Below are 20,329 nucleotides of genomic sequence, written 5' to 3'. Positions count from 1 at the left end.
ATTGAAACGCCATGACTCACGCCTCGCCCCGCCGGTCCGCCTTTACCCTTGTCGAATTACTGGTCGTGATCGCGATTATCGGGATCCTGGTCGGGTTGTTGCTGCCGGCGGTCCAGGCGGCGCGGGAAGCCGCCCGTCGAATGTCTTGTCAGAACAATCTGAAACAGCTGGCCCTTGGGCTTCACAATTACGAAGCGACGTTCAAAGTGTTTCCATCGGGCTACTTGCACAAGCCCGGTCCCCAGGGAACTCCCATGCGGCCGGCCAACCACATGGGACTGGCTTGGGGAGCGGCGATGTTGCCACAGCTTGAACAAGGGCAAGTCGCGGTGTTGTTTGATTACAACCGGCCGGTTTGGGCGCCGGAAAATCAGCAGGCACGCGAGCTTCCGTTAGAAGTTTTCTTGTGCCCCAGCGATACGTATTCCGCGGATGCCTTTGTGATTCGCGACGAGTCGTCCGACCCGATCGAGCAGTACGCGGCGGCCAGTTATGCGGCCAACTGGGGACCCGCCGACCCGTCGACGAACTTGGACGACACCCCGACCGCAAGCCGAGGCGTGTTTTATCGCAACAGTCGGACGCGGGTCGCGGCGATCGTTGATGGGCTGTCCAACACCCTGGCGTTCGGCGAGCGGCACAACGGACCGATCCCGTTGAGCCAAACCACCGCCGGCGGGCACAGTTCATTTGAGAACGCGTGGAGTGCGGCGGTTCGCGATATCGACGAACTGGACGACGACCACGGACACATGGTGCTGTTTGAAACCCAATTTCGACCGAACCAGAAAGACGGCGATGACAAAGGTCTCGCCGCTCCCCACGTGGGGCTCTGCCAGTTCGCCCTTTGCGACGGTTCCGTCCGCGCGATCACCGAGAACATCGACGCCGAACTCTACGACGCCCTGGCGACACGTCACGGCAACGAGATTGTCGGAGAATTTTAGATTTCCGCCGTTCTGGTACAGGGCCTTGATTGTCAGCGGCGGTCCGTCAACACTCTCGGCGAGCGGAAAAGGGGTCAAGCGGAAAAGGGGTCAGGCCCCAAAAAACAAATGGCCCATAGGGTGCTGCGCATTTTTGGGGCCTGACCCCTTTTCCGCGTAGATTTCTGCGGCTGTTCGTTTTTCCGCTTTCATGAAACGTTGACGATCCGAGGGAGTTGATGGAGACCTTGATCAGGCTCGCCGAGGAATCCGACGCGACCGCCATTTGCGACATCTACAATCACTACGTTCGCACTTCCACGTGCACGTTTCACACCGAACCTGAATCGATCCCGGATCGGCTCGCCTGGCTGAGGGCACATGGCGAGCGGCATCCGGTGACGGTTTATTGCGTCGACGGGACCGTCGTCGGTTGGGCTTCGCTGAGCCAGTGGCATCCCCGTCCGGCCTATTCCGAAACCGCCGAGGTTTCCTTTTATATCGACAACCAGTGGCATCGACGTGGGATCGGACGCGCGCTGTTGACCGATCTGATCGAACGAGCGTCAGCACTCGGGTTTCATGTCTTGATCGGTGGGGTCTGCACCGAACACCTCGCCAGCATGGAACTTCAAAAGTCGCTCGGCTTTACCGAGGTCGCCCGGTTCACCGAAGTCGGTCGCAAATTTGATCGCTGGTTGGATGTCGCTTACTTTCAATTGACCCTGCGTACCTGAAGCACGCACGTATCGGGGCATTGCGTCACGGGCCACTGGCTGTTGATTGAGTGAGCTGTGACGCGTAAGCGGCCGGGCATCGTGGCGCCTGCCCGAGGCCTTACGGCCAGCGGCTCACCATTGACGCGTCGGATCCCGATTGAGCATCGGCCGGTCGGCGAGCGGCGCGTGTGCTAGACCGGTGACTCCCAGCCCTGGCGATAATCGCGGCGGACCAAGTTGCTCAGGTCATCGCGTCCCCGGATGGTCATCGATTGGGAATCCCACTGCAGCGTTTCATCGGGATTGCGCTGGGCGATGACGCCTAACAAGATCATCTCGGTCATGGGGCCGGAGTGGCCGAAGTGCGATTGGGCTTGATCGATATTGCCGGTCACCGCGTCCATCCATTCGACGTAGCTGTTTTGTTGGTTGGCACGCGGCAGCGATTCGTCTGGCCAATCGAACCGGTCGATCGACGCGCCCGTTTCCAACACCCAATTGTTGCGTGCTCGATTGAAGAACAGTTTGCCGGCGTCTCCGATGATCACGCTTCCATAGCGTGAAAAATCGACGTCCCCCAAGACCTCTTTGTCGGGATGGTTGTACTCGTCACCGTTCTTGATCAATTGCCAACTCTGGCGATCAAATTTGGCATCGATGTAGCCGTCGTACCAGTGAAACGCGAATCCGTCTTTGGCGGAATAAGGCGTCGCATCGAATTCCCATTTCAAGACCGAGTTGATCGGCGGGGACAGATCGGTCGCGCCGGCTTGGGTGGCACGAACACTGCGCGCCGATTTGGCATCCATGGCCCAGAAACCCATGTCCATGATGTGGCAGGCCATGTCGCCAAGGGCGCCGGTTCCATAATCCCACCAACCGCGCCACGCGAAGGGCGCGATGCGTGAACTGTAATCGACAAACGGGGCCGGTCCGCACCATTGTTGCCAATCGATCGCATCGGGAACGGGTTCTTTTTCAGGCGGTTTGGCAAAGCCTTGCGGCCAGATCGGTCGGTTGGTCCAGGCATGGATTTCTCGGACCTTGCCGACGATTCCTGCGCGGACCAGTTCGACGCAGCGTCGCATGTGGTCGTTGGCGTGGGCCTGATTGCCCATTTGCGTCTTGGCGCCGGTTTTGGCGGCGAGTTCGCTGAGCATCCGCGCCTCCCAAATCCCATGCGTCAAGGGTTTTTGGCAATAGACATGTTTCCCCGCCAGCATCGCCATCGCGGAGGCGTGGAAGTGGTGATGGTCGGGTGTCGAGACGGTCACGGCGTCGACCTTGTCGCCCGTGTCGGCCAACATCTCGCGGTAGTCGCGGTAAAACGAGGCATCGTCGTATTGCTCGCGCACGCCGGAGAGTTTCTTCAAACGCGAGACGGCTTTGCGGTCACCTGGCGGATTACCGAGTCGTCGGGCATCGACGACGTCCACCAGCGAGACGACTTGGAATCCGGCCTTGGCCGCACCGTTGATATCCGACAGCCCCTTGCCGCCGGCGCCGATCGCCGCCAGCGTCGGTTTCTCAAGTTTCTTGTCCGCCAACGCGGGAAAGAAGTGAAAGCCGGCGGCGGCCCCGAACGTCGCCGCCGCGGCCCGATGAAACGTCCGCCGAGAGACACGCGAGGGCTTGGGATTCTGTGGCGACGTCATGGGGCAATCCTGTGGATAGGGAGGGGGCCTTGAAGATAACAAATGCCGGTAGGTGGCATTGCCCTACCACTGTCCGGCGGGTTTTAACCCTTCGGTTTGCCAGACGTGCACGGTGCCGGTTTGGCCGGTGGCAAACACGCCGCTGGCGTCGGCGCTGATTCCGAGTGTGAACAGGAAATCGCCCGGGGCCGCGGCCGCCGCGACCGACCCGCCGTTGTTGGTTTCGTGAATCCGCAATTGTCCGTCGGCGCAGCTGCTGGCTACGCGTGTGCTGTCGCCCAAAAACTCCACTGCGGTGACTTCATCGGGGAATCCGCCGATGGTGCGTTTTTGTTGGCCGGTTTCCACGTCCCATGTCTTGATCGTTCCGTCAGCGCTTCCGCTGGCGATCAGTCGACCGTCGCGTTTCCAGGCGACCGACAGGACATGATGGGTGTGTCCATCGAGCGCACCGACGACCTCTTCGGTCTGCACGTCCAACAAACGGATGGTCTTGTCGGCCGAAGCGGTCGCGAGCAGTCGGCCGTCGGGTGAAAAGCGAACACACAACACCGAATCGCTGTGCAGATCGTCAAACTGACGCAACACGTCGCCGTTGGACGTGGCGACGATCAAGACCTGTCCTTGACGGCTGGGCGTCCCGCTGCCGATCGCGATCGATTGCCCGTCGCCGCGAAAATCCAGTGACGTCACGCGGTCGGAGATCAGGTCGGACTCAAGCCCACCGATCGTCCGCTCGAGAACCCACCGCTGCCGTGAATCAATCGTCAGGGGAGGTCCGCTGTGACGATGGACGACCAGCTGGTGTTGATCCAGGAAGTAGGCGTCGGCGAAAACGTTGGAGCCTGTGGCGTCGGAAAGCTGGAATCGTTCCAGCGGCGTCGCATCAGTCAATTGAAACGTCCGCACGCCGCCTTCGACATCGACCACGGCGAGCGACGCCTCGTCGTCGGACAACGCGATCGATGAGATCGCCGGCGATTGATTTTGGCGATCCACGAGGTTGGCGTGGTGATGTTTTAGATCCGCCAGGTGATTGTTTCGCTGCCGCAGGGTCTCTTGGTGCTCGGGCAGATTCGCAGACGCACGATCACGCGTTTTTTGCGCCGTCACCAGTGCTTGTTCGCGTTCGGCTGCGTCGGCCTGCTTCTTTTCAACCTCTTTCTCCACCGCGGCAAGGGACTCGCGCTGTTTGGTGAGTGTTGCTTTGGCGGATTCGAGTTGCTTGGCCGCTTCAGCCGCCGCGGCTTTGGATTTCGCCAGGGTTTCACCAGCGGCCGCACTGGTTTGGGTGACGCTCGCCAGTTGTGTTTTCTTCGCCTCCACTTGCTTTGCCAGAAGCTCGGCCGACTGTTTCGCAGCGGCCAGCATTCGATTGGCTTCATCGACTTTTGCCTGGGCCAGTTGCACTTGCGAGACGGCGGTCGCGGACTGTTTTTCTAACGGTTGCAACTCGGTCTTCAACGACTCCATTTGAGCCTGGTTCTTGGCGATCAAGGACTCCGCATCCGCGGCGGCCCGCGTCGATGTGTCGATCTTCGCTTGGGCGTCGACGATGGTTTGTTCGGTGCCCGCAATCATTTTGGCCGTGTCGTCACGCTGTTTGGCTTTTTCATCGAGTTCCTTGACGGCTTTTTCCCGAGCCTCGGTCACTTTCGCCAGCGCCGCTTCCTCTTTTTCGAGCAACTGATTGAGTTCCTTCGTCTTGCCCTCCAACGTTTGCAGCCACGACTGTTCGCGTTTGACGTCCCGGTCCAGCGAGGCGATCCGAAGCTGTGATTGGCTGTCGCCGAGAAACGTTTGCAACAGCTTTCCGTCTTCGGTGTTCCATCGTTTTGCAATCCCATCGCTGCCACCGGTCACGAGGGTCTTTCCCGCTTTGTCGATGGCGAGCGCTGGAACACTTGATCCATGAGCAAGTTCACGCACCACTTTGTCAGCTGCCGGATCGATCAGTTTGCAAACGCCCGACGCGGTGCCAACGACCAACGTGCCGGGAGCGGAAAACGCGATCGAGGTGGCGTCGTTGAGCGCGTCGACGATTTGCGAGGGATGCGGTTGGTCGCCGTTAAACAGCCGGACTTGACCGTTCGTGCCGAGCGAGGCGACAAAGTTTCCGTCGCTGCTCTGCGCGACCGTTGCGATGGCATGGTCCAGCTTCATGCGTCGGATGGACGTTCCGTCGTGAGCACCATAAATGCCGATGTCTCCGCTTTCGTATCCCACCACCAATTGTTCGGGGTGCGACCAGGCGATCCCGGCGACCGGTCCAAGACTGGGGAGGGTGACCCGCAATTCCTGGGAAGCCGTCGTCCGGATTTCGACGTCACCGATGGCATTGACCACCGCGACCGCAGCCCGGTCGGGGCTGACGGTGGTGGGCCCCGACGCGTGGCGAAGGGCGAGCGGAACGGAGGGCTCGGTCGATTGTCGTTTCCAGATGCGAACGGTTCGGTAGCCGCCGGTGGCAATCCGATCGGCCCACGGGGAAAATGCGATGGCCTGGACGACGTCAAAGTCTGCGACGCCGGATTGGGGCAGGCTTTCGTCGATCAAATTTCCTAGGTGTTGACCGGAATGCGCGTCGCGCAGTTCGACCCGATTGGCGTGCCCGATCGCGATCATGCGGTTGTCCGGTGCAACGGCGATCGAATAACTGTTGCGAACCGATTCGGGGATGGGTTGCCAAGCGATCTCATCGTCGTCGACCTGCCCGTCCAGGATCGCGCCCTGGTTGATCCAGGTCCGCAGCAACGCGAGTTCCTCTGCCGTCAACCGTTTGGCGCCCACCGTGTTGTCGTCCGGTGGCATCGGATCGTCGTCATCGCTCGCCCGCAGATACAGCACGCTCGAGTCGGGCTGCTTGGCAACGAGCAACGATCCGCTGTCGCCGCCGGCCTGGATCGCCTGGTGTGTCTCCAGCGACAGCCCACCCTCGGCTTGTTTGGCGCGGTGACAGGCGACGCAGTTGCGTTGCAAGATCGGTGCAATGTCACGGGCGTAGCTGAGCGGCTCGTTCGGATCGGTTTGCTCGGCCACCGCGGTGGGTGCAAGGAAGCAGAGCATCAAGACGATGGGAAGCGATCGGTCACGCATCATTGCAACGGGGTGGGAGGGAGGAAGGGATTCGTCCAAGGGACTTGCGCAACATCAATCTCAATTCGTAAGCAACGCACGGAAATAAGTGGGATAGGCTTCCAGCCTGTCGACGCCGGAATGACAGGCTGGAAGCCTATCCCACTCTCGACTCACTGGACTTCCAGTGTGATCAAACTCATCGGGACGTAGATCGTCAAATCTTTGGCGGCGACTTGTTTTTTGATCGCTTCGATCCGCTTTTCCGTTTCCGCGATCGCCTTGTCGATTTCCTGATGGTCGCCGGAGCGGTTGGGATCGGCACGGATGGTTTTTAACGCATCGCGGTATTGGGTTTCACGAGTGAGCCCCTGCGGGTTGACGGAAAACTTGACCTTCGTTTCGCCCTGACCCCAGAACGAGTAGCTGCCCACGGCGGCGTTGTTTTTCACGTCGATCGTCCACTCGGCTTCCGATTTGTCTTTGGCGATCGTCAGATCAGCGGCGCCGACACCTGGCGGCAGGTGTTGAGCCCTCAGGACGATGGCTTCCGATCCTCCCCCGCGACGCGTCACCTTGATCGGGACCGTGACCTTGGTTCCTTTTTTCGCCACCACCACGTCTTGGCTGGTCGGTTCGATGCTGATCGGACAGGTGTCCAGATCGGATGATCCGACCATCAGTTGATCGGTCAACCGCGTGTGTGCGGTGGGGCGATAGCCGTCTCGTTGCCAGATGACCGATGCCGCACGTGCCTGTCGCGTTTGGTTCTCACCGTCATGGGTCGCTTCGCCGACGACCTGCAACGGGCTGTGTCGGGTCGGTGCCTGGTCCGAAGCGGTGATCACCAAATCGGTGTGGTTTTGGTTGGCCGCGATCCACGCTGGACGACAAACCAGTCCCGGCGGCAATTGGGGGATCGAAACCCGAATCGGCGCCGACATCTGGTTTCGGATCACGAACACACGAATCGTTCTCGCCCCGCCACGCATCAGATGCGTTCCCGAGGGCTGAGACGTGTTGGGATCTTTGTGGGGATAGACGTGATAGGCCAGCAATTGCCAATCCTTGTGGGGCGGGCCGATGGCAAGTTGATACCGTTGACGTTCGCCGAGCGATCGGCCGGTATCCAAATCCGCGACCGTGATTCGATAGTCGCCGTCTTCGGGTGGTTGGAAACGCAGCACGGGATCGCCGGTGACAAGTCGAATGACGGAGTCCGAGAGATTGGGGCCGTCTTCGGCGGTTGCAACCCGTTGCCAGGTCTGCGTTCCCGATGCGTCGACCACTGATCGATCGATGATCAAACGCGCATCGGTCGGCTGGCCGATCCGATCGGAAATCACTTCGATCAATACCGGTTTGCCTTTGGATAACTTGCAAAGGTATTGATCGGTATCGCTGCTGGAATCAAAACTGGCTTCCACGCACGCCGGAACCGTCAGTTCGACGGGCACATCGGTTTCGTCGACCGCGACCGGATCCCGCGTTACCACGCTGACTGATTTGGGGAACTCGGTTCGCAAGTGGGGCAGTGTCGACATGCCTTCGGTCACCAGCAAGCCGTAGCGATAGGCCGCACCGCCGCGGAACAGGGCGTCGTGCACCGCGACGGTCAGCGGGCCGCTATCGGTCGCCGTCAACGTGAGCTGCACGTCCGAATGGTCGCTGCCGATCGCACTGTCCAACGTGCGCCCTTTGGCATCGGTGATTGAAACGGCGCCGATCAGTTGGGAATCGATGGCTTGCGCGATCACCCGCACGCTGTATTGCTTACCGGCGGTTGCGTCGAACGAATAAAAATCGCGTCGCTGCGGTGAAACGCGTCGACAATGCGTCAGACCCAGTTGCAAGGGAGTGGGCGTCGACGCGTCAGCGCCCACCGAGGGCACGATTCGAATTTCTTTCTGAACGACGATCGAGCGCGGGTTGGAGATCCCGAAGCGGCCGACCGCACGGGCTTCATAGCGTCCTTCGGGAACCTCGGGGGCAACCTTTACACTGAAGCTGCCGTAACGCGGCGCTTCGATCTTGGTCAGCGGTCTGGCCGGGCCGCTCAACAACGTCGCCGTGATGCCCGGATGCGAAAAAACAAGTTCGCGAACCTCTTCCGTGTTCGCACCTTCGGCGATGGAGACTTCGTAGGACTCGCCGGGGGCAACGAACGATTGGGAAAGCGCCCTGAGCCCGATCTCGGGCAGCTGTGCGTGAACGCTGCCGCCGGCCATGCAGATCATGGCGGATACGGCGACGAGCACATCGCGAACATCGAGTCTGTCGCCGCGCGACCGACCAGCGGGGAAAGGGTGGGATGGGTGGGGCATCAGTGGTTGAACAAAAACTCTTTGGAGTTCACTAAGGCCCAGATCAAATCTTCCCAGGGCTCTTTTTGATTGTGGCGATCCCCCAAATAGCTCAGCGTCGACTTGAGTTCAGCGTCGGTCGGTTCACGGCTCAACGCCAACTTGTACAGTTCTCGAATCTTGGCTTCGGTCGGTCGTGAGGCGTCGGCGGCAAACGCGGCGGCTCGTCCCTGGTCATGCGTCAGTTTCTTCTGCATCTCTTCCGAGTTGAGCAGGTGCAGACTTTGCGCAAGGTTGGCCTCCGAGGATCGTTCACACTCGCAGGCCGTCTTCGAATCGGGTTGACCAAACACGGACAAGAAATACGAATTGAATCCGGTGTCGGGCAATTCCACGGCGCGCGTTCCGGCCGGCATGCCGGCGAACGTTGTGGACGCTCCGGTGACGACATCGATCGAATCGAGCAGCGTTTCGGCTTGCAAACGTTTGGGGTAGTAACGCGAGTGGCTGCGACGATCGATCACGTTGTCGGCCAGCGCGTCGGAGGAGGCGCCGTAGACGTCGGAGTTGCAGATCAGCCGAATCAGCGCTTTGACGTCGTATTTCGATTCGACAAAGGATGCCGCCAACGCGTCCATCAATTCAGGATTCGAGGGCGGATTGGTGACCCGCATGTCGTCTTCCGGTTCGACCAATCCGCGTCCCAAAAAGTGTTTCCAGTATCGATTGACGAGTGCTTTGGCAAAGAACGGATTTTCTGGCGACGTGACCCAGTCGCTCAGGGCACGACGCGGGTCGGTCGCCGCATCGGGCTGAATCGCTTCGGCATCGAGTCCGGCCGGTGATACGTTTTGGCCCGTTTTGGGATGCTTGGCCGACGGGGCGGCGACGCGGGTCACGAACGTCACGTCGGTGCCCTGCGTCTTCTTTGAAATCGTCGAGAAGAACGCCGACATTCTCGCGTAGTCTTCCTGGCTCCACTTCTCGTACGGGTGGTGGTGGCAACGGGCACACTGAATCCGCTGTCCCAGGAACAATTGGCTGATGTCTTCGACACGTTCGTTCTGGTCGGTGACTTGCGACAGCCAGGCGGTCGCCGGATTGCTAAACAGCGAGCCGCTGGCGGTCAGCAATTCATCGACAAGTTGGTCGTACGGTTTGTTGTCGCGGAACGATTCCTTCAACCAATGATGAAACAACATGTTCGAGACTTGCAGCGAACCGCCGGTGCGTCGGTTGCGCAGGATCACGCCCCACTTGCGGGCAAAGAACGAGGCGTAATCGTCGCTCGCCAACAGGCGTTCGACCCACTGGGCACGTTTGTCGACAGCGTCGTCGGCAAGGAACGCGTTGGTTTCATCCAGGGTGGGAAGCCGACCGGTCAGGTCCAGCGTCACGCGTCGAAGAAACGTCGCATCATCGCATGGGGGCGACGCGGGAATTCCCAACGAGTGGAGTTTCTTGCCGACGAACCGGTCCACCACGTTGTCCGATTCAAGTGCGGTCGGATCACCATCGGCGGCGATCCTCTCGGCCGGCACATCAATCCGCAGCGGGATTTCGGCGCGGAACACCGTCACGTGACCTTGGTAGCGGGCCATCACGGCGACATCGCCGACCAGCTGGCCGGTTTGAACCAGTCCCGTGTCACTGACCTCTGCCATTTGCGTGTCGTTGGATTCGTAAACCGCCGCTCGGGTGACGTCTTCGACCGAACCATCGCTGTACGTGGCGATCACCGAGAGTTGTTGCTCGCCGCCACCGGCCATCCGCCGAACCTCGGGATAACAGCGGATGGAACGGACCGTCCGGATTTCGCCCTCGTCGTAGGGCATGCCCTGTGAGATCCATCGCCGCAGGACGCGGTACTCGTGTGAGTCGCGATCGGTCCGGGCTCCGCCACCGTGCGGCATCGCATTGATCGTTTTCATCAACAACAGACTTCGATCGGGCGAGGCCAACGAAACACGACGTCCGCGTGATTCGGCCACCAATCGTTTGTGATCTTCGCCAGGTTCAAACCCGAGCAACGAAAGTCGAAACCCGTTTTGACCGGCGATCTTCCCGTGGCACCCGCCGCCGTTGCATCCCAACTTGGTAAAGATCGGAACGACTTGCCCGCAAAAGCTGACCGGTTGGGCTTGGCCGGTGCCGGAAACGACCAGCGTCGCGGTGGCGCTCGCGCCATCGTCGCTGGTCGCCGACAGCGTGACGGTTCCGTCGGCAAGCGGAGTGACCAATCCGGTGGGATCGATCGAAATCAGCTCTTCGGGCGACGCGGTGAAGGTGACCCGCCGCGTCCAATCGGTCGTCATCCCGTTGGACTCGGATCGAGAAACGATCAGTTGCAGCCGGGCGTCGGTTCCGACCAAGTCGGTGGCCGCAGCGCCTTCGGTGTTGTCGATGCGCAGCGCGTTGTCGGCAACCGAGTGGGTGCAGGCAAGGCAGACCAGTGCGAGGAAGGTGAGAATCTTGGACGTAAGCTGGAAGCTTACGGGGGTCGCAAGCTGGAAGCTTACGCCACTTTTGTGATCGGTTTGGTTCATGCGATCAACTCGGCGATCGGATCGCTGTCGACCAGGAACTGGGGGCGTCCGGTCGGATCGGCGATGGTGGTCGAGTGGGTGTCGATGCCCAGGGTGTGGTACAGGGTTGCGACGACCTCTTGCATGTCGACCGGTCGCTCGACCGCTTCTTCACCCATTCGATTGGTCGCACCGATGGCTTGACCGGTTTTCAACCCGCCGCCGGCCAGCCACGCGCAACTGACTTTGGTCCAGTGATCGCGTCCGGCGTTGGCGTTGATTTTGGGGGTGCGTCCGAATTCACCCCAGACGGCGATCGCGACATCGTCCAACATGCCCCGCTCGTCCAAGTCATTGACCAGCGCGCTCAAGCACTGGTCGAGTTTGCCGCCGTGGTCACGGACCAAGTCAAAGTTTTGGCCGTGGCTGTCCCAACGACCGTAACTGAGGCTGACGACGCGGACGCCGGCTTCGACCAGACGACGCGCGATCAGCAATTGATCGTTGCACGTCGGGGCCCCGTCGTACTGATAGTTGTACGGTTTGCCGTCGCCGTAGCGGGCAACGATTTTGGGGTCTTCCTTGGACAGGTCCAACGCATCGACCAGCTTGCTGCTGGTGAGCACGTCGAGTGCACGCTGGCCGAACGCATCCATGCCTTCCATCGCACCGCTGATGTCGATGTCTCGTCGCATCGTGTCCAGTTCGTTCAACAACCGGCGGCGATCTTGCAAACGATCAAACGAGATTCCTTTCAGCGTCATGTTCTGCATGCCCGGCCCGTCGGGCTTGAAGGGCGAATAGGCCGACCCCAGGAATCCGGCTTGACCGGAGTCGGACCAGGGGACGTGACGTGTCGGCGCGGCCAGCCCGACAAAGGGCGGCACCGAGGGATCGACGGGGCCGAACAACCGAGCCGCGGCCGCACCGATGGAAGGCCGTCCGCCGAGGTTCTTCAACGAGTTGCCTTCCCAGCCGGTAAAGCACTGCATCCCGTCGTGTCCGCCGCGGCAACCGACGACGCTGCGAATGACCGCCGACTTGTCCATCAGCGCGGCAAGTTTGGGGAACACCTCGCAAATCTGGATGCCGGGCACGTTGGTGTTGATCGGCTGGAACTCGCCGCGGACTTCACTGGGCGCCTCGGTCTTGATGTCCCACATGTCCTGGTGCGGTGGACCGCCGGCCAAGAAAATGTTGATCACCGATTTGTGTGATCGCGGCGAGGAAGACGAAGCTTCGGCGCGGTACAGGTCCGCTAGCGAGAGGCCGCCCATGCCGAAGGACAGGCCGCCGATCTTCAAAAAGCTACGCCGGTTGCGCCCGTCGCAATAGCGACTGGAGGGACCCTTGATCGTCAACATGATCAGGCCGGGGTGAGGGGGGGGATGATTCAGGTGGGACCCGGGCGGGTGCATTCCATTCGCCCGAGCGATGCATCGATTTGCAGTATAGCCGTGTAACGGGGGTTTATGCAACCTTTTTGATGTCGGCACCTCTTCCGTCGACCTCCAAAGAGAGTTCGTGCCGTTTCAAGTCACCCTCCCTGTGGGATGTCGATTCTTTTACTGCAGGATCTGGCAACTGATTTAGATTCTCTCCCCCTGGGAGAGACGGCGTTTGCGCAGCAAGCAAACGCCAGAGAGGGCCGGCGCAGCGAAAGTCTTGGCGTCTTCCGCTAGACTCCGCCACTTATACAATCGACGTCCTGTGGGAGGGACGCGGAGGAGTTGAGGAGTTTACGCTCGGAGCGGGGAGGGGTCTGTGGCTCGAAATAGTTCAGCGACGACCGCTCGACCCTCCCTCGCTGCGCTCGACCCTCCCTGCCAGGGAGGGTGACTGAAGTGGTGTCGACACCGATGCCCAGGACGAGAGTGACGCAAACCGTTGACTCTCGACAACTTTAAAACTGCAAGACCTCCGGCGGGGAGGGGCATCCGATCCGCTTGCTTCTCAACGGGTGGGCAGGTGAAGGAACGGTGCGCCGCGTTGATAGGAATCGGCTTTATTCTCCGCCGGGCTTTCGATCGGCATGGTTTCGGTCATCCAGCTCATGTCTTGGACTTCTTGGATCGACGTGATTTTGTCACGGACCTTCATCAAGGCGTCTCGTACCAAGCCGGCCCCACCGGCGCGGATGATCGATCGGATCTCCGATTCCTGTTTGCGTTTCTGGATCGCGTCGATCAATTCATCATCGATCACGACGGCTTCAAAGACACCGATCCGGCCTTTGTATCCGGTGCCGTGACAGTGCTGGCAGGATCTGGGTCGCGCGACGGTCGTCGGCACGACCAAGTTGTGGGCTTCAAAGAGCGTTTGTTCCTGCTTCGTCACCGGACTGATCTGACAACAATGCGTGCACAGTCGGCGGACCAGTCGCTGAGTGATCACCCCGGCCAGATTGCTGGCCAACGCGGTCGGATCGATCTCGAAATCTTGCATCGCCGAGAGCGTCGAGGAGACGTCGCGTCGGTGGATCGTGCTGAACGCGCGTTTTCCGCAGGAGGCCGCATGCATCGCGACCTTGGCACCTTCCCGATCGCGAATCTCGCCGACGAAGACGACGTCGGGGTCCATCCGCAAGATGGTCGACAGTCCCGCCTGCATCGTGAATCCGTGCCGCTGATCGACGTCGATTTGTCTCATGAAGGGAACGATCAATTCCACCGGGTCTTCGATCGAAATGATGTTTTGTTTTTCCGAGAACAGGACATTCAGCATCGAGTACGCCGTCGTCGTCTTGCCGGCGCCCGTCGGGCCGCTAATCAAAACGACTCCGGACCGCCGATGCAGCATGCGGTACACCGAGGCGAAGGAGTTTTGGGAGAGCCCCAACTCGCTGAGCGGTTTGCGCGACTGCTCGTAGTCGATCAATCGCAACGCGATGGCTTCGCCCTGGGCGACCGGTGCCGTCGTGATGCGGACCTCGTGTGTCGAGATCGAATCGGGCAACTCCAGGCGGCTTTCGGCGGGCCGGAACGGGTCCGACAAGCTGACGTTGGCCATCAGTTTGAGTTGCTTCATTGCTTGCGAAGCGATGTTGTGATGCATGGTGCAGAACTGTTGCATCTTTCCGTCGACACGAAAGTGGACGACGTATTCATGTTTGGAGAGCGGGTCGAGATGGATGTCGGTGGCCTCGGCTTCGATCGCCCGACGCAGCAAACTGATCGCCGTGGTGGAGTCGGCGAAGTCTTCGGCAGCCTCGGCCGACGGGGGGGCGTCCTCGGCTTTGTCTAAGTCAACCTGCCAGTGGCCGTGATCCGCTTCCTGGTCGTCGTCTGCGGCCGATTCCGTCCAGGTCAAGATGCCTCGCATTTCCATTTGCGCGACCAGGCGTTCGGCTTGTTCGCGGGGCAATTGCAATTCCGCTTCGACTGCGTCACGCAGCTGCGTGAGGGTCTGGTCGTGCTGTCCGGTCCGGGGCTCGTCGCCGAGCGCGTCGACCGCCTCGGCGGCCCGATGGATTTGATCCGATTCGACTTGATTCTCGAAGGGTTTGATCAAAACCGGGATGGTCAGCACGTCGAGCACGCGATGGACGATCGAGCGAAACTCCTTTTTGTCTGCTGCGCCGACGCCTTCCGGGGCGAGGTAGAGCATGTTGATGCCGTGATCGCGGACATAGCCGGAGACACAATCGATGAGCGTTCCGCGTCGAATGTCGCGTTTGACCGCGACTTGTTCGTTGGGGATTTGCAGGCCAGAGAGTTTCTCGCGGGCCTGTTGTAAACGTTTCTCGCTGCCGAAGCGGGGGATCGCGTGCTTGGCCACGACGTGCAGCAGGTGCAATTCCGCTTGGTTGCGTCCCGCCAGGGCCAATGCATCGGTGAGCGGTGATTCCGCGGACGTCTCAACATCAATCACGGTGAGGATTCGGCGCAGCTTGATCATCGGCATCACTTCGGTCGGATGATTGGGGTTCAGCACATCGGGTGGATCGATCGACTTCTCTCGGGTTGGCTATCCGTCGGCGGTGGATCGAAAGTCTCTCATGAGCGTGACCTCGTTGCCCTTGGCATTGAAGGACACCTTGTCCATGAACGAACGCATCAATCGAATGCCGCGGCCGATGCCGCCGTCAAAGGGTGTCAGATCGTTTTCATCGGGGAGTTGAGCGACATCAAAACCGGGGCCTTCATCTCGGATGACAAAGGTCATCGCGCCGCCGGCGACACGGAGTTGGACAAAGATGATTCGATCACAGTAGGGCGGCTCGTTGGAGCGGTTGCAGAACACGTCGCTGGACGGGTTGATGCCGTTGCTGGCCACCTCCGCGGTCAATTCAAAATTGCCGTGCACCAACGCGTTCAACAATGCCTCTTCGAGTGCCAGGCTGATGCGGATCGCTTCGGTCGCGTCGCAAATGGCCAGCCCCGAAGTCGTTCGTTGAACCAGGTCGACGAACTGGGGGATCAGATCGATGTCGCTGCGCAAATGAAACGTCAACTCGGCGTCGGCTAAACAACGGACGACGCCGCCGTAGGGATGGACGGCGTGCTTGAGCATCAGCACTTGCCGGACGGTATCGGACAGTCGTTCGGTCAACTGCAATTTGGGCACGAAACTCGCCGCGCCGACTTCTAACGCTTCGACGGCGTTGGTCGCCGACCCCATTGCCGTCATCACGATCACCGGGATTTCGGGGCGGTCCTGTCGAATGCGACGGACCAATTGCAAGCCATCCATTTCAGGCATCATCAGATCGGTGACAACCAGATCGGGGGCCTGCTGTTGGATCGATTGCATCGCCTCGGCGCCGTGGTTGGCAAAACGCAGGTCCAGATCGTGATGATTCGACAAGATCCCCTGGACCAGCGTCTGATCGACACGTGAATCGTCCACGACCAAAATAGTTGTCATCTTCAATCTGCGCGTTTCAGGATCTCGATGGTGAACGTCAGGATGGTTCCGCTTCCCTCGTGGGCGGTCCCCGATGCCCTGGCGGGCGGTCCACGTCATGATTCAGTTTATCGATCTGCACGCCCTGGTGCGGGCTCGGTTGCCCGATCAGCAGATAGAATTGAAGAATCGCGGGCCGGTCTTCCGCGGGGCGATGGCTGGTTCCCGGACCGCGTCACAGACGGCCAATGCGGAGACCGCTCGGACCCCTCATTGGATCCCCTGCTGATGGACCGCTGGTTAGTTGACAGCAGCGCTGAAGTAATCAATATTAGAAGTCCTCGATTCCACCCGTCCGCTTTGGTCTGGTTACTGGAGACGACCAAAGGATGGAAGAAATAAACATTAAATCCGTGGGCCGATTTGAGCTGAAACAATTGCTCAAACGCGAAGGGCGTCAGTCCGTCTATTTGGCATTTGACCCGCACCTGGATCGCAACTTGACGGTCCGAATCGCAGATTTTTCCGGATTGGATGCAGCGGTTCGGGGCGAATTTGACGCCCGCGCGCAGGTGTTGGCGGGTCTGCGGAACGCGCATCTGTCGGCCGTTTTAGATTTCGGCCAATCCGATGGTGTGGATTACCTGGCGACGACCCTCGTCGAGGGTCCGAATCTGAGAGAAATCACCGCCCAGAATGCGACGGTCGAGCCGAAGCGAGCGGCACTGATCGAACCCCGGCAGGTTGCCTTGCTGGTCGGGAAGCTGGCGCTGGGCGTAAGTCAAATGCACGCGGCCGGTCTGGTCCACGGATACCTTTCTCCGGAATGCGTGGTGCTGGAAAAGAACGGCGAACCGGTCATCGCCGACCTCGGCATGCCCGGGATGTTGCTGTCCGAGGAGGACGGTGAATTGGCGGACTTTCGCAACGAGTTTGCCGCACCCGAGGTATCGGTCGGTTCCGGCGACGCGATCCGGCCGCAGTCGGATGTCTACTCGTTGGCAGCGATCGGATTCTTTGTGCTGACCGGGCACGCGCCCCAATCCGCCGAGGAAGTGTTTCAAAATGCACTGTACGAAGGCTTGGACAGTGGTGCGGCGGATCAGTTCAAGGAGACGTTCGCCAAGGCTTTGTCCTTCGGGGCCAGCGAGCGTTACGCGTCGGCGCGTGAATTGGCCGAGGCGATGGACAGTCTGTTTCGGATGACGCCCTTGACGCAGCCGCGCGATTCAAAAGTCGCCGAGGTGGTCGCGTTTGACGAAGTGGCGGAACCGGACTACGAACAGTTCGATCTCCAGGAAATCGAAGACGCCCATGTCGTGCATCTTCACGATGCCAGCGTGCTGTCGACCGAATCGCTCGTGCAGACCAAGCGTGAGTTGTTTGCGATGGTAGAGCAATGCGAACCGAAACGCTTGATCGTCAATTTCGCTTCCGTACGATTTTGCTCGTCCGAAACCGTCGGAATCCTGATTCAGTTGCACACCGAGCTCAAGCCCCGCGACACACATCTGTATCTTTGTGGGATGCGCGATTCGATTCGAGAGGTGTTCCGGGTGTTAAACTTGGACGGAACGGTTTTCGAAATCCGCGGCACCGTCACCAACGCACTCAAGAGCGCCGAATGATCCGGCCATCGCGATGACGGTGCGTGGTTTCAACACGCCGCTCGGATTTGCATTTCTGTCGATCGATCAACGTGTCTCTGGATGATGGGAACTCTACCAACCGAATCGGGTGCAGCGGGCGGGGACCAATTTCGGATTCTGGTCGTCGAAGATTCCGTCGTTGATGCGATGGTCGTGAGAGAACGCTTGGAACGCGACGGGCGTTTCGCCGTCACCCACGTTGCGACCTTGGCCGACACGTTGCGGCGGTTGTCCGAAGACGTCTTGCCCGATGCCGTGATCTTGGATTTGAACCTGTCGGATTCAGCGGGGCTGGAGACGTTCTGTCAGATTCACGATCCGTTTCCCAATCAGCCGATCATCATCTTGACCGGTGATCATGACGAGTCGCTCGGCATCAAGGCGATGCGGTTGGGCGCCCAGGACTACGTCGGCAAATCCTATCTGGACGGACAGGTCTTGGTGCGATCGCTGCTGTACGCGATCGAACGAAACAAGCGGCGAATGGTCGAGCACCGTCAACGGATCGTGGACCGTGAGCTGCAGTTCGCCAAGCAGATTCAAGAGTATTTGTTGCCCAATGATTCCCCGGAAATCCCTGGGTTTGACGTCGCGGGCCGTTGCGTGGCGATCGATTCGACGTCCGGTGATTTCTTTGATTTCATCGACCACGGAGACGGCAAGTGGGACATCGTTCTGGCAGATGTCTGCGGGCACGGAATCGGACCGGCCATGATCACCGTCGGAACGCGTCGATTGTTGAGGTCGACCGCCGAACTGTATGAAGACGTGGGCCAATTGATCACGATCGCCAACCGCGGGATTTGCGAAGACACGTTCCAGTCACTCTTCGTCACGCTGTTCTTTGCCAGACTGGACCCGAAAGCAAGGCGATTGACGTATGTCGGTGCCGGGCATTTGGGGTTCATGATCGATTCCAATGGCGACGCCTTTGAATTGACGACCCGAGGGATTCCGACCGGGGTTGATCCGGATTACACCTATCAGGTGGACGGATCGATCGAGATCTCGGGCGGACAGATCGTGTTGCTGATGACCGACGGCATTTGGGAGGCTCGCGGAGACGATCACGTTGCGTTCGGCAAAGATCGCGCCGTGGATGTCGTTCATCGCAACCGCAGCAAGCCGGCGTCGGAAATCGTTGCCGAATTGATCTCCTCGGTGACGTCCTTTTGCGATCCCCATCCGCTCAAAGACGATATGACCGCGGTCGTCATCAAATCGTGTTGAGATCCGCATCGTTGGGCAGCGTCAGCGAAAATCGGGCGCCTCCCAGTTCACTTTCGGTCACGCTCACCCGGCCTCCGTTCCGCTCGGCGATGCGTTTGACCAATGCCAAGCCGAGCCCCGTGCCGGGCTGGTCCGCCTTCGGATCGGTCCCTCCGGCGAGCCGTTGAAAGGGTTCGAAGACCGCCTCACGATCCTCCGGGGCGATGCCGCGACCGTCATCGTCAATCCGAATGCAGAGTCCGTGATCGGAGTCAGCGGCGGAAACGATGACTGTCGATGCGGCGTATTTTCCGGCATTGCTGATCAGATTGCCGATCGCTCGTGAGATGGCCGCTCGGTCGCCGGACAGATCACTGCCGGACAGATCACTGCCGGCCAGGTCACTGCCGGACAGATCACTGCCGGACAGGTCACTGCCGGCCAGGTCACTGCCGGACAGATCACTGCCGGACATTGCAATCGCATTGCGAAATTCGATCTTGCGATACAGCGGCCCGTGCAACTCGATCAGTTCATCGACCAGTTCCCGGACATCAAAGGTTTCCATCTTATTGGAGACGCTGTCCGGTTCGGAGTATTGCGCATCCAGCCGCACATAGGTCAGCAGTTCGCCGACCAGGGCATCCAACTGATCGGTGGCGGCCTCGATCGCCGTCAGGCGTTGCTTTCGCTGGTGGTCGTCGTCGGCCGTCTCGATCAGTTCCGTGGCAAATCGGATGCGAGCCAAGGGGGTGCGCAGCTCATGCGAAACGGTCTGCAGCAATTCCCGTTGGGACCGGAGCAGTTTTTCGACGCGGTCCGCCATGGTGTTGAATGCCTCGGCCAGTGGACCGCTGTGCCGAAATCTTCCGTAATCGATGCGCGCCCCCAAGTCACCGCCGGCGATGGCGAGTGCGGTTTTTTCGACGCCGCGAAGCTGCTTGCTGACCGGGTGCAACAGGATCGCGATACCGATCGCGGTCAACAAAAAGACGCCCCCCAACGCAAACGACAACTCGGCTTGGCTCGGTTCGTCAAATCGGGGCAACGGTCCCAATTCCACCAGGAAGGGCGTGTCTGGAATGGCCGTTTCCAGTCGATCGTAATACAAAATGCTCTCACCGCGGTCCAAGCGATCGGTCGACGCTTGGTCCATCGGGCGCTCGTCTCGCGTCACCACGCGGATCGGATAATCGAATTGATTTTCCAGGTACTCCATCGTTTCAGAAAACTCGTCTTCGCCACCGTCGACGATTTGATCGCGAGCCAATCGTCCACTGCCGGCATAGATGTCTTCGATCACGGGGATGTTTTCCTGGATCGAGCTTTTCCGGAACACAGAGGTCTGAATCAACCAGGCCGCGATCAGGATGGCGATGACGCCCAAGTAGAAGCGCAGAAACAATCGCGTCATGTCGTCACA

At 59.8% G+C, this 20,329-nt stretch carries 12 protein-coding genes; 4 read left to right on the top strand and 8 right to left on the bottom strand.

Annotation, left to right across the window (positions count from 1 at the left end):
* Positions 1–11: 11 nt before the first annotated feature.
* Both Enr13x_RS29460 and Enr13x_RS29455 read left to right on the top strand, forming a co-directional pair.
* Complete coding sequence (locus Enr13x_RS29460; protein WP_145390416.1) at positions 12–947, top strand: DUF1559 domain-containing protein; 936 nt, start codon at positions 12–14, stop codon at positions 945–947.
* Between the two features lie 218 nt (positions 948–1,165).
* Positions 1,166–1,663, top strand: a complete 498-nt coding sequence (locus tag Enr13x_RS29455) for a GNAT family N-acetyltransferase (RefSeq protein WP_145390415.1) — start codon at positions 1,166–1,168, stop codon at positions 1,661–1,663.
* Between the two features lie 173 nt (positions 1,664–1,836).
* On the opposite strand, the gene Enr13x_RS29450 is transcribed toward Enr13x_RS29455, so the two are convergent.
* The 7 genes from Enr13x_RS29450 to Enr13x_RS29420 all read right to left on the bottom strand — a co-directional run bounded on the left by Enr13x_RS29450 (position 1,837) and on the right by Enr13x_RS29420 (position 16,069).
* On the bottom strand, positions 1,837–3,300 hold the full coding sequence (locus tag Enr13x_RS29450) for a Gfo/Idh/MocA family protein (RefSeq protein ID WP_145390414.1): 1,464 nt from the start codon (positions 3,298–3,300) through the stop codon (positions 1,837–1,839).
* A 63-nt stretch (positions 3,301–3,363) separates the two neighbouring features.
* On the bottom strand, positions 3,364–6,399 hold the full coding sequence (locus Enr13x_RS29445; protein ID WP_145390413.1) for a WD40 domain-containing protein: 3,036 nt from the start codon (positions 6,397–6,399) through the stop codon (positions 3,364–3,366).
* 149 nt (positions 6,400–6,548) lie between these two features.
* Positions 6,549–8,699, bottom strand: a complete 2,151-nt coding sequence (locus Enr13x_RS29440; protein WP_145390412.1) for a hypothetical protein — start codon at positions 8,697–8,699, stop codon at positions 6,549–6,551.
* The gene (locus Enr13x_RS29435; protein ID WP_145390411.1) at positions 8,699–11,224 is read right to left on the bottom strand and encodes a DUF1549 domain-containing protein; all 2,526 of its coding nucleotides are present in this window, start codon (positions 11,222–11,224) and stop codon (positions 8,699–8,701) included. Before Enr13x_RS29435 ends, Enr13x_RS29440 begins: the two co-directional genes overlap by 1 nt.
* Positions 11,221–12,567, bottom strand: a complete 1,347-nt coding sequence (locus tag Enr13x_RS29430) for a DUF1501 domain-containing protein (RefSeq protein WP_145390410.1) — start codon at positions 12,565–12,567, stop codon at positions 11,221–11,223. Before Enr13x_RS29430 ends, Enr13x_RS29435 begins: the two co-directional genes overlap by 4 nt.
* A 589-nt stretch (positions 12,568–13,156) precedes the next feature.
* Positions 13,157–15,136 carry an ATPase, T2SS/T4P/T4SS family gene (locus Enr13x_RS29425; protein ID WP_145390409.1) on the bottom strand — a complete coding sequence of 660 codons (1,980 nt, stop codon included), beginning with the start codon at positions 15,134–15,136 and terminating at the stop codon, positions 13,157–13,159.
* A 33-nt stretch (positions 15,137–15,169) separates the two neighbouring features.
* The gene (locus Enr13x_RS29420; protein WP_197455446.1) at positions 15,170–16,069 is read right to left on the bottom strand and encodes an ATP-binding response regulator; all 900 of its coding nucleotides are present in this window, start codon (positions 16,067–16,069) and stop codon (positions 15,170–15,172) included.
* A 392-nt stretch (positions 16,070–16,461) separates the two neighbouring features.
* On the opposite strand from Enr13x_RS29420, the gene Enr13x_RS29415 reads away from it, so the two are divergent.
* Both Enr13x_RS29415 and Enr13x_RS29410 read left to right on the top strand, forming a co-directional pair.
* On the top strand, positions 16,462–17,676 hold the full coding sequence (locus Enr13x_RS29415; RefSeq protein ID WP_197455445.1) for a protein kinase domain-containing protein: 1,215 nt from the start codon (positions 16,462–16,464) through the stop codon (positions 17,674–17,676).
* Positions 17,677–17,757: 81 nt separating this feature from the next.
* Positions 17,758–18,927, top strand: a complete 1,170-nt coding sequence (locus Enr13x_RS29410; protein ID WP_145390406.1) for a PP2C family protein-serine/threonine phosphatase — start codon at positions 17,758–17,760, stop codon at positions 18,925–18,927.
* Here the strand turns inward: Enr13x_RS29410 and Enr13x_RS29405 are convergent.
* Entirely contained in the window at positions 18,914–20,320 is a 1,407-nt protein-coding gene (locus tag Enr13x_RS29405) for an ATP-binding protein (RefSeq protein WP_145390405.1), read from the bottom strand. The genes Enr13x_RS29410 and Enr13x_RS29405 overlap by 14 nt on opposite strands.
* Positions 20,321–20,329 lie beyond the last annotated feature (9 nt).

The organism is Stieleria neptunia, from assembly GCF_007754155.1.
Taxonomy (GTDB): Bacteria; Planctomycetota; Planctomycetia; order Pirellulales; family Pirellulaceae; genus Stieleria; species Stieleria neptunia.
Note: the sequence above shows the minus strand (reverse complement) of the source record. Positions and strands in the feature narration are given on the sequence as shown.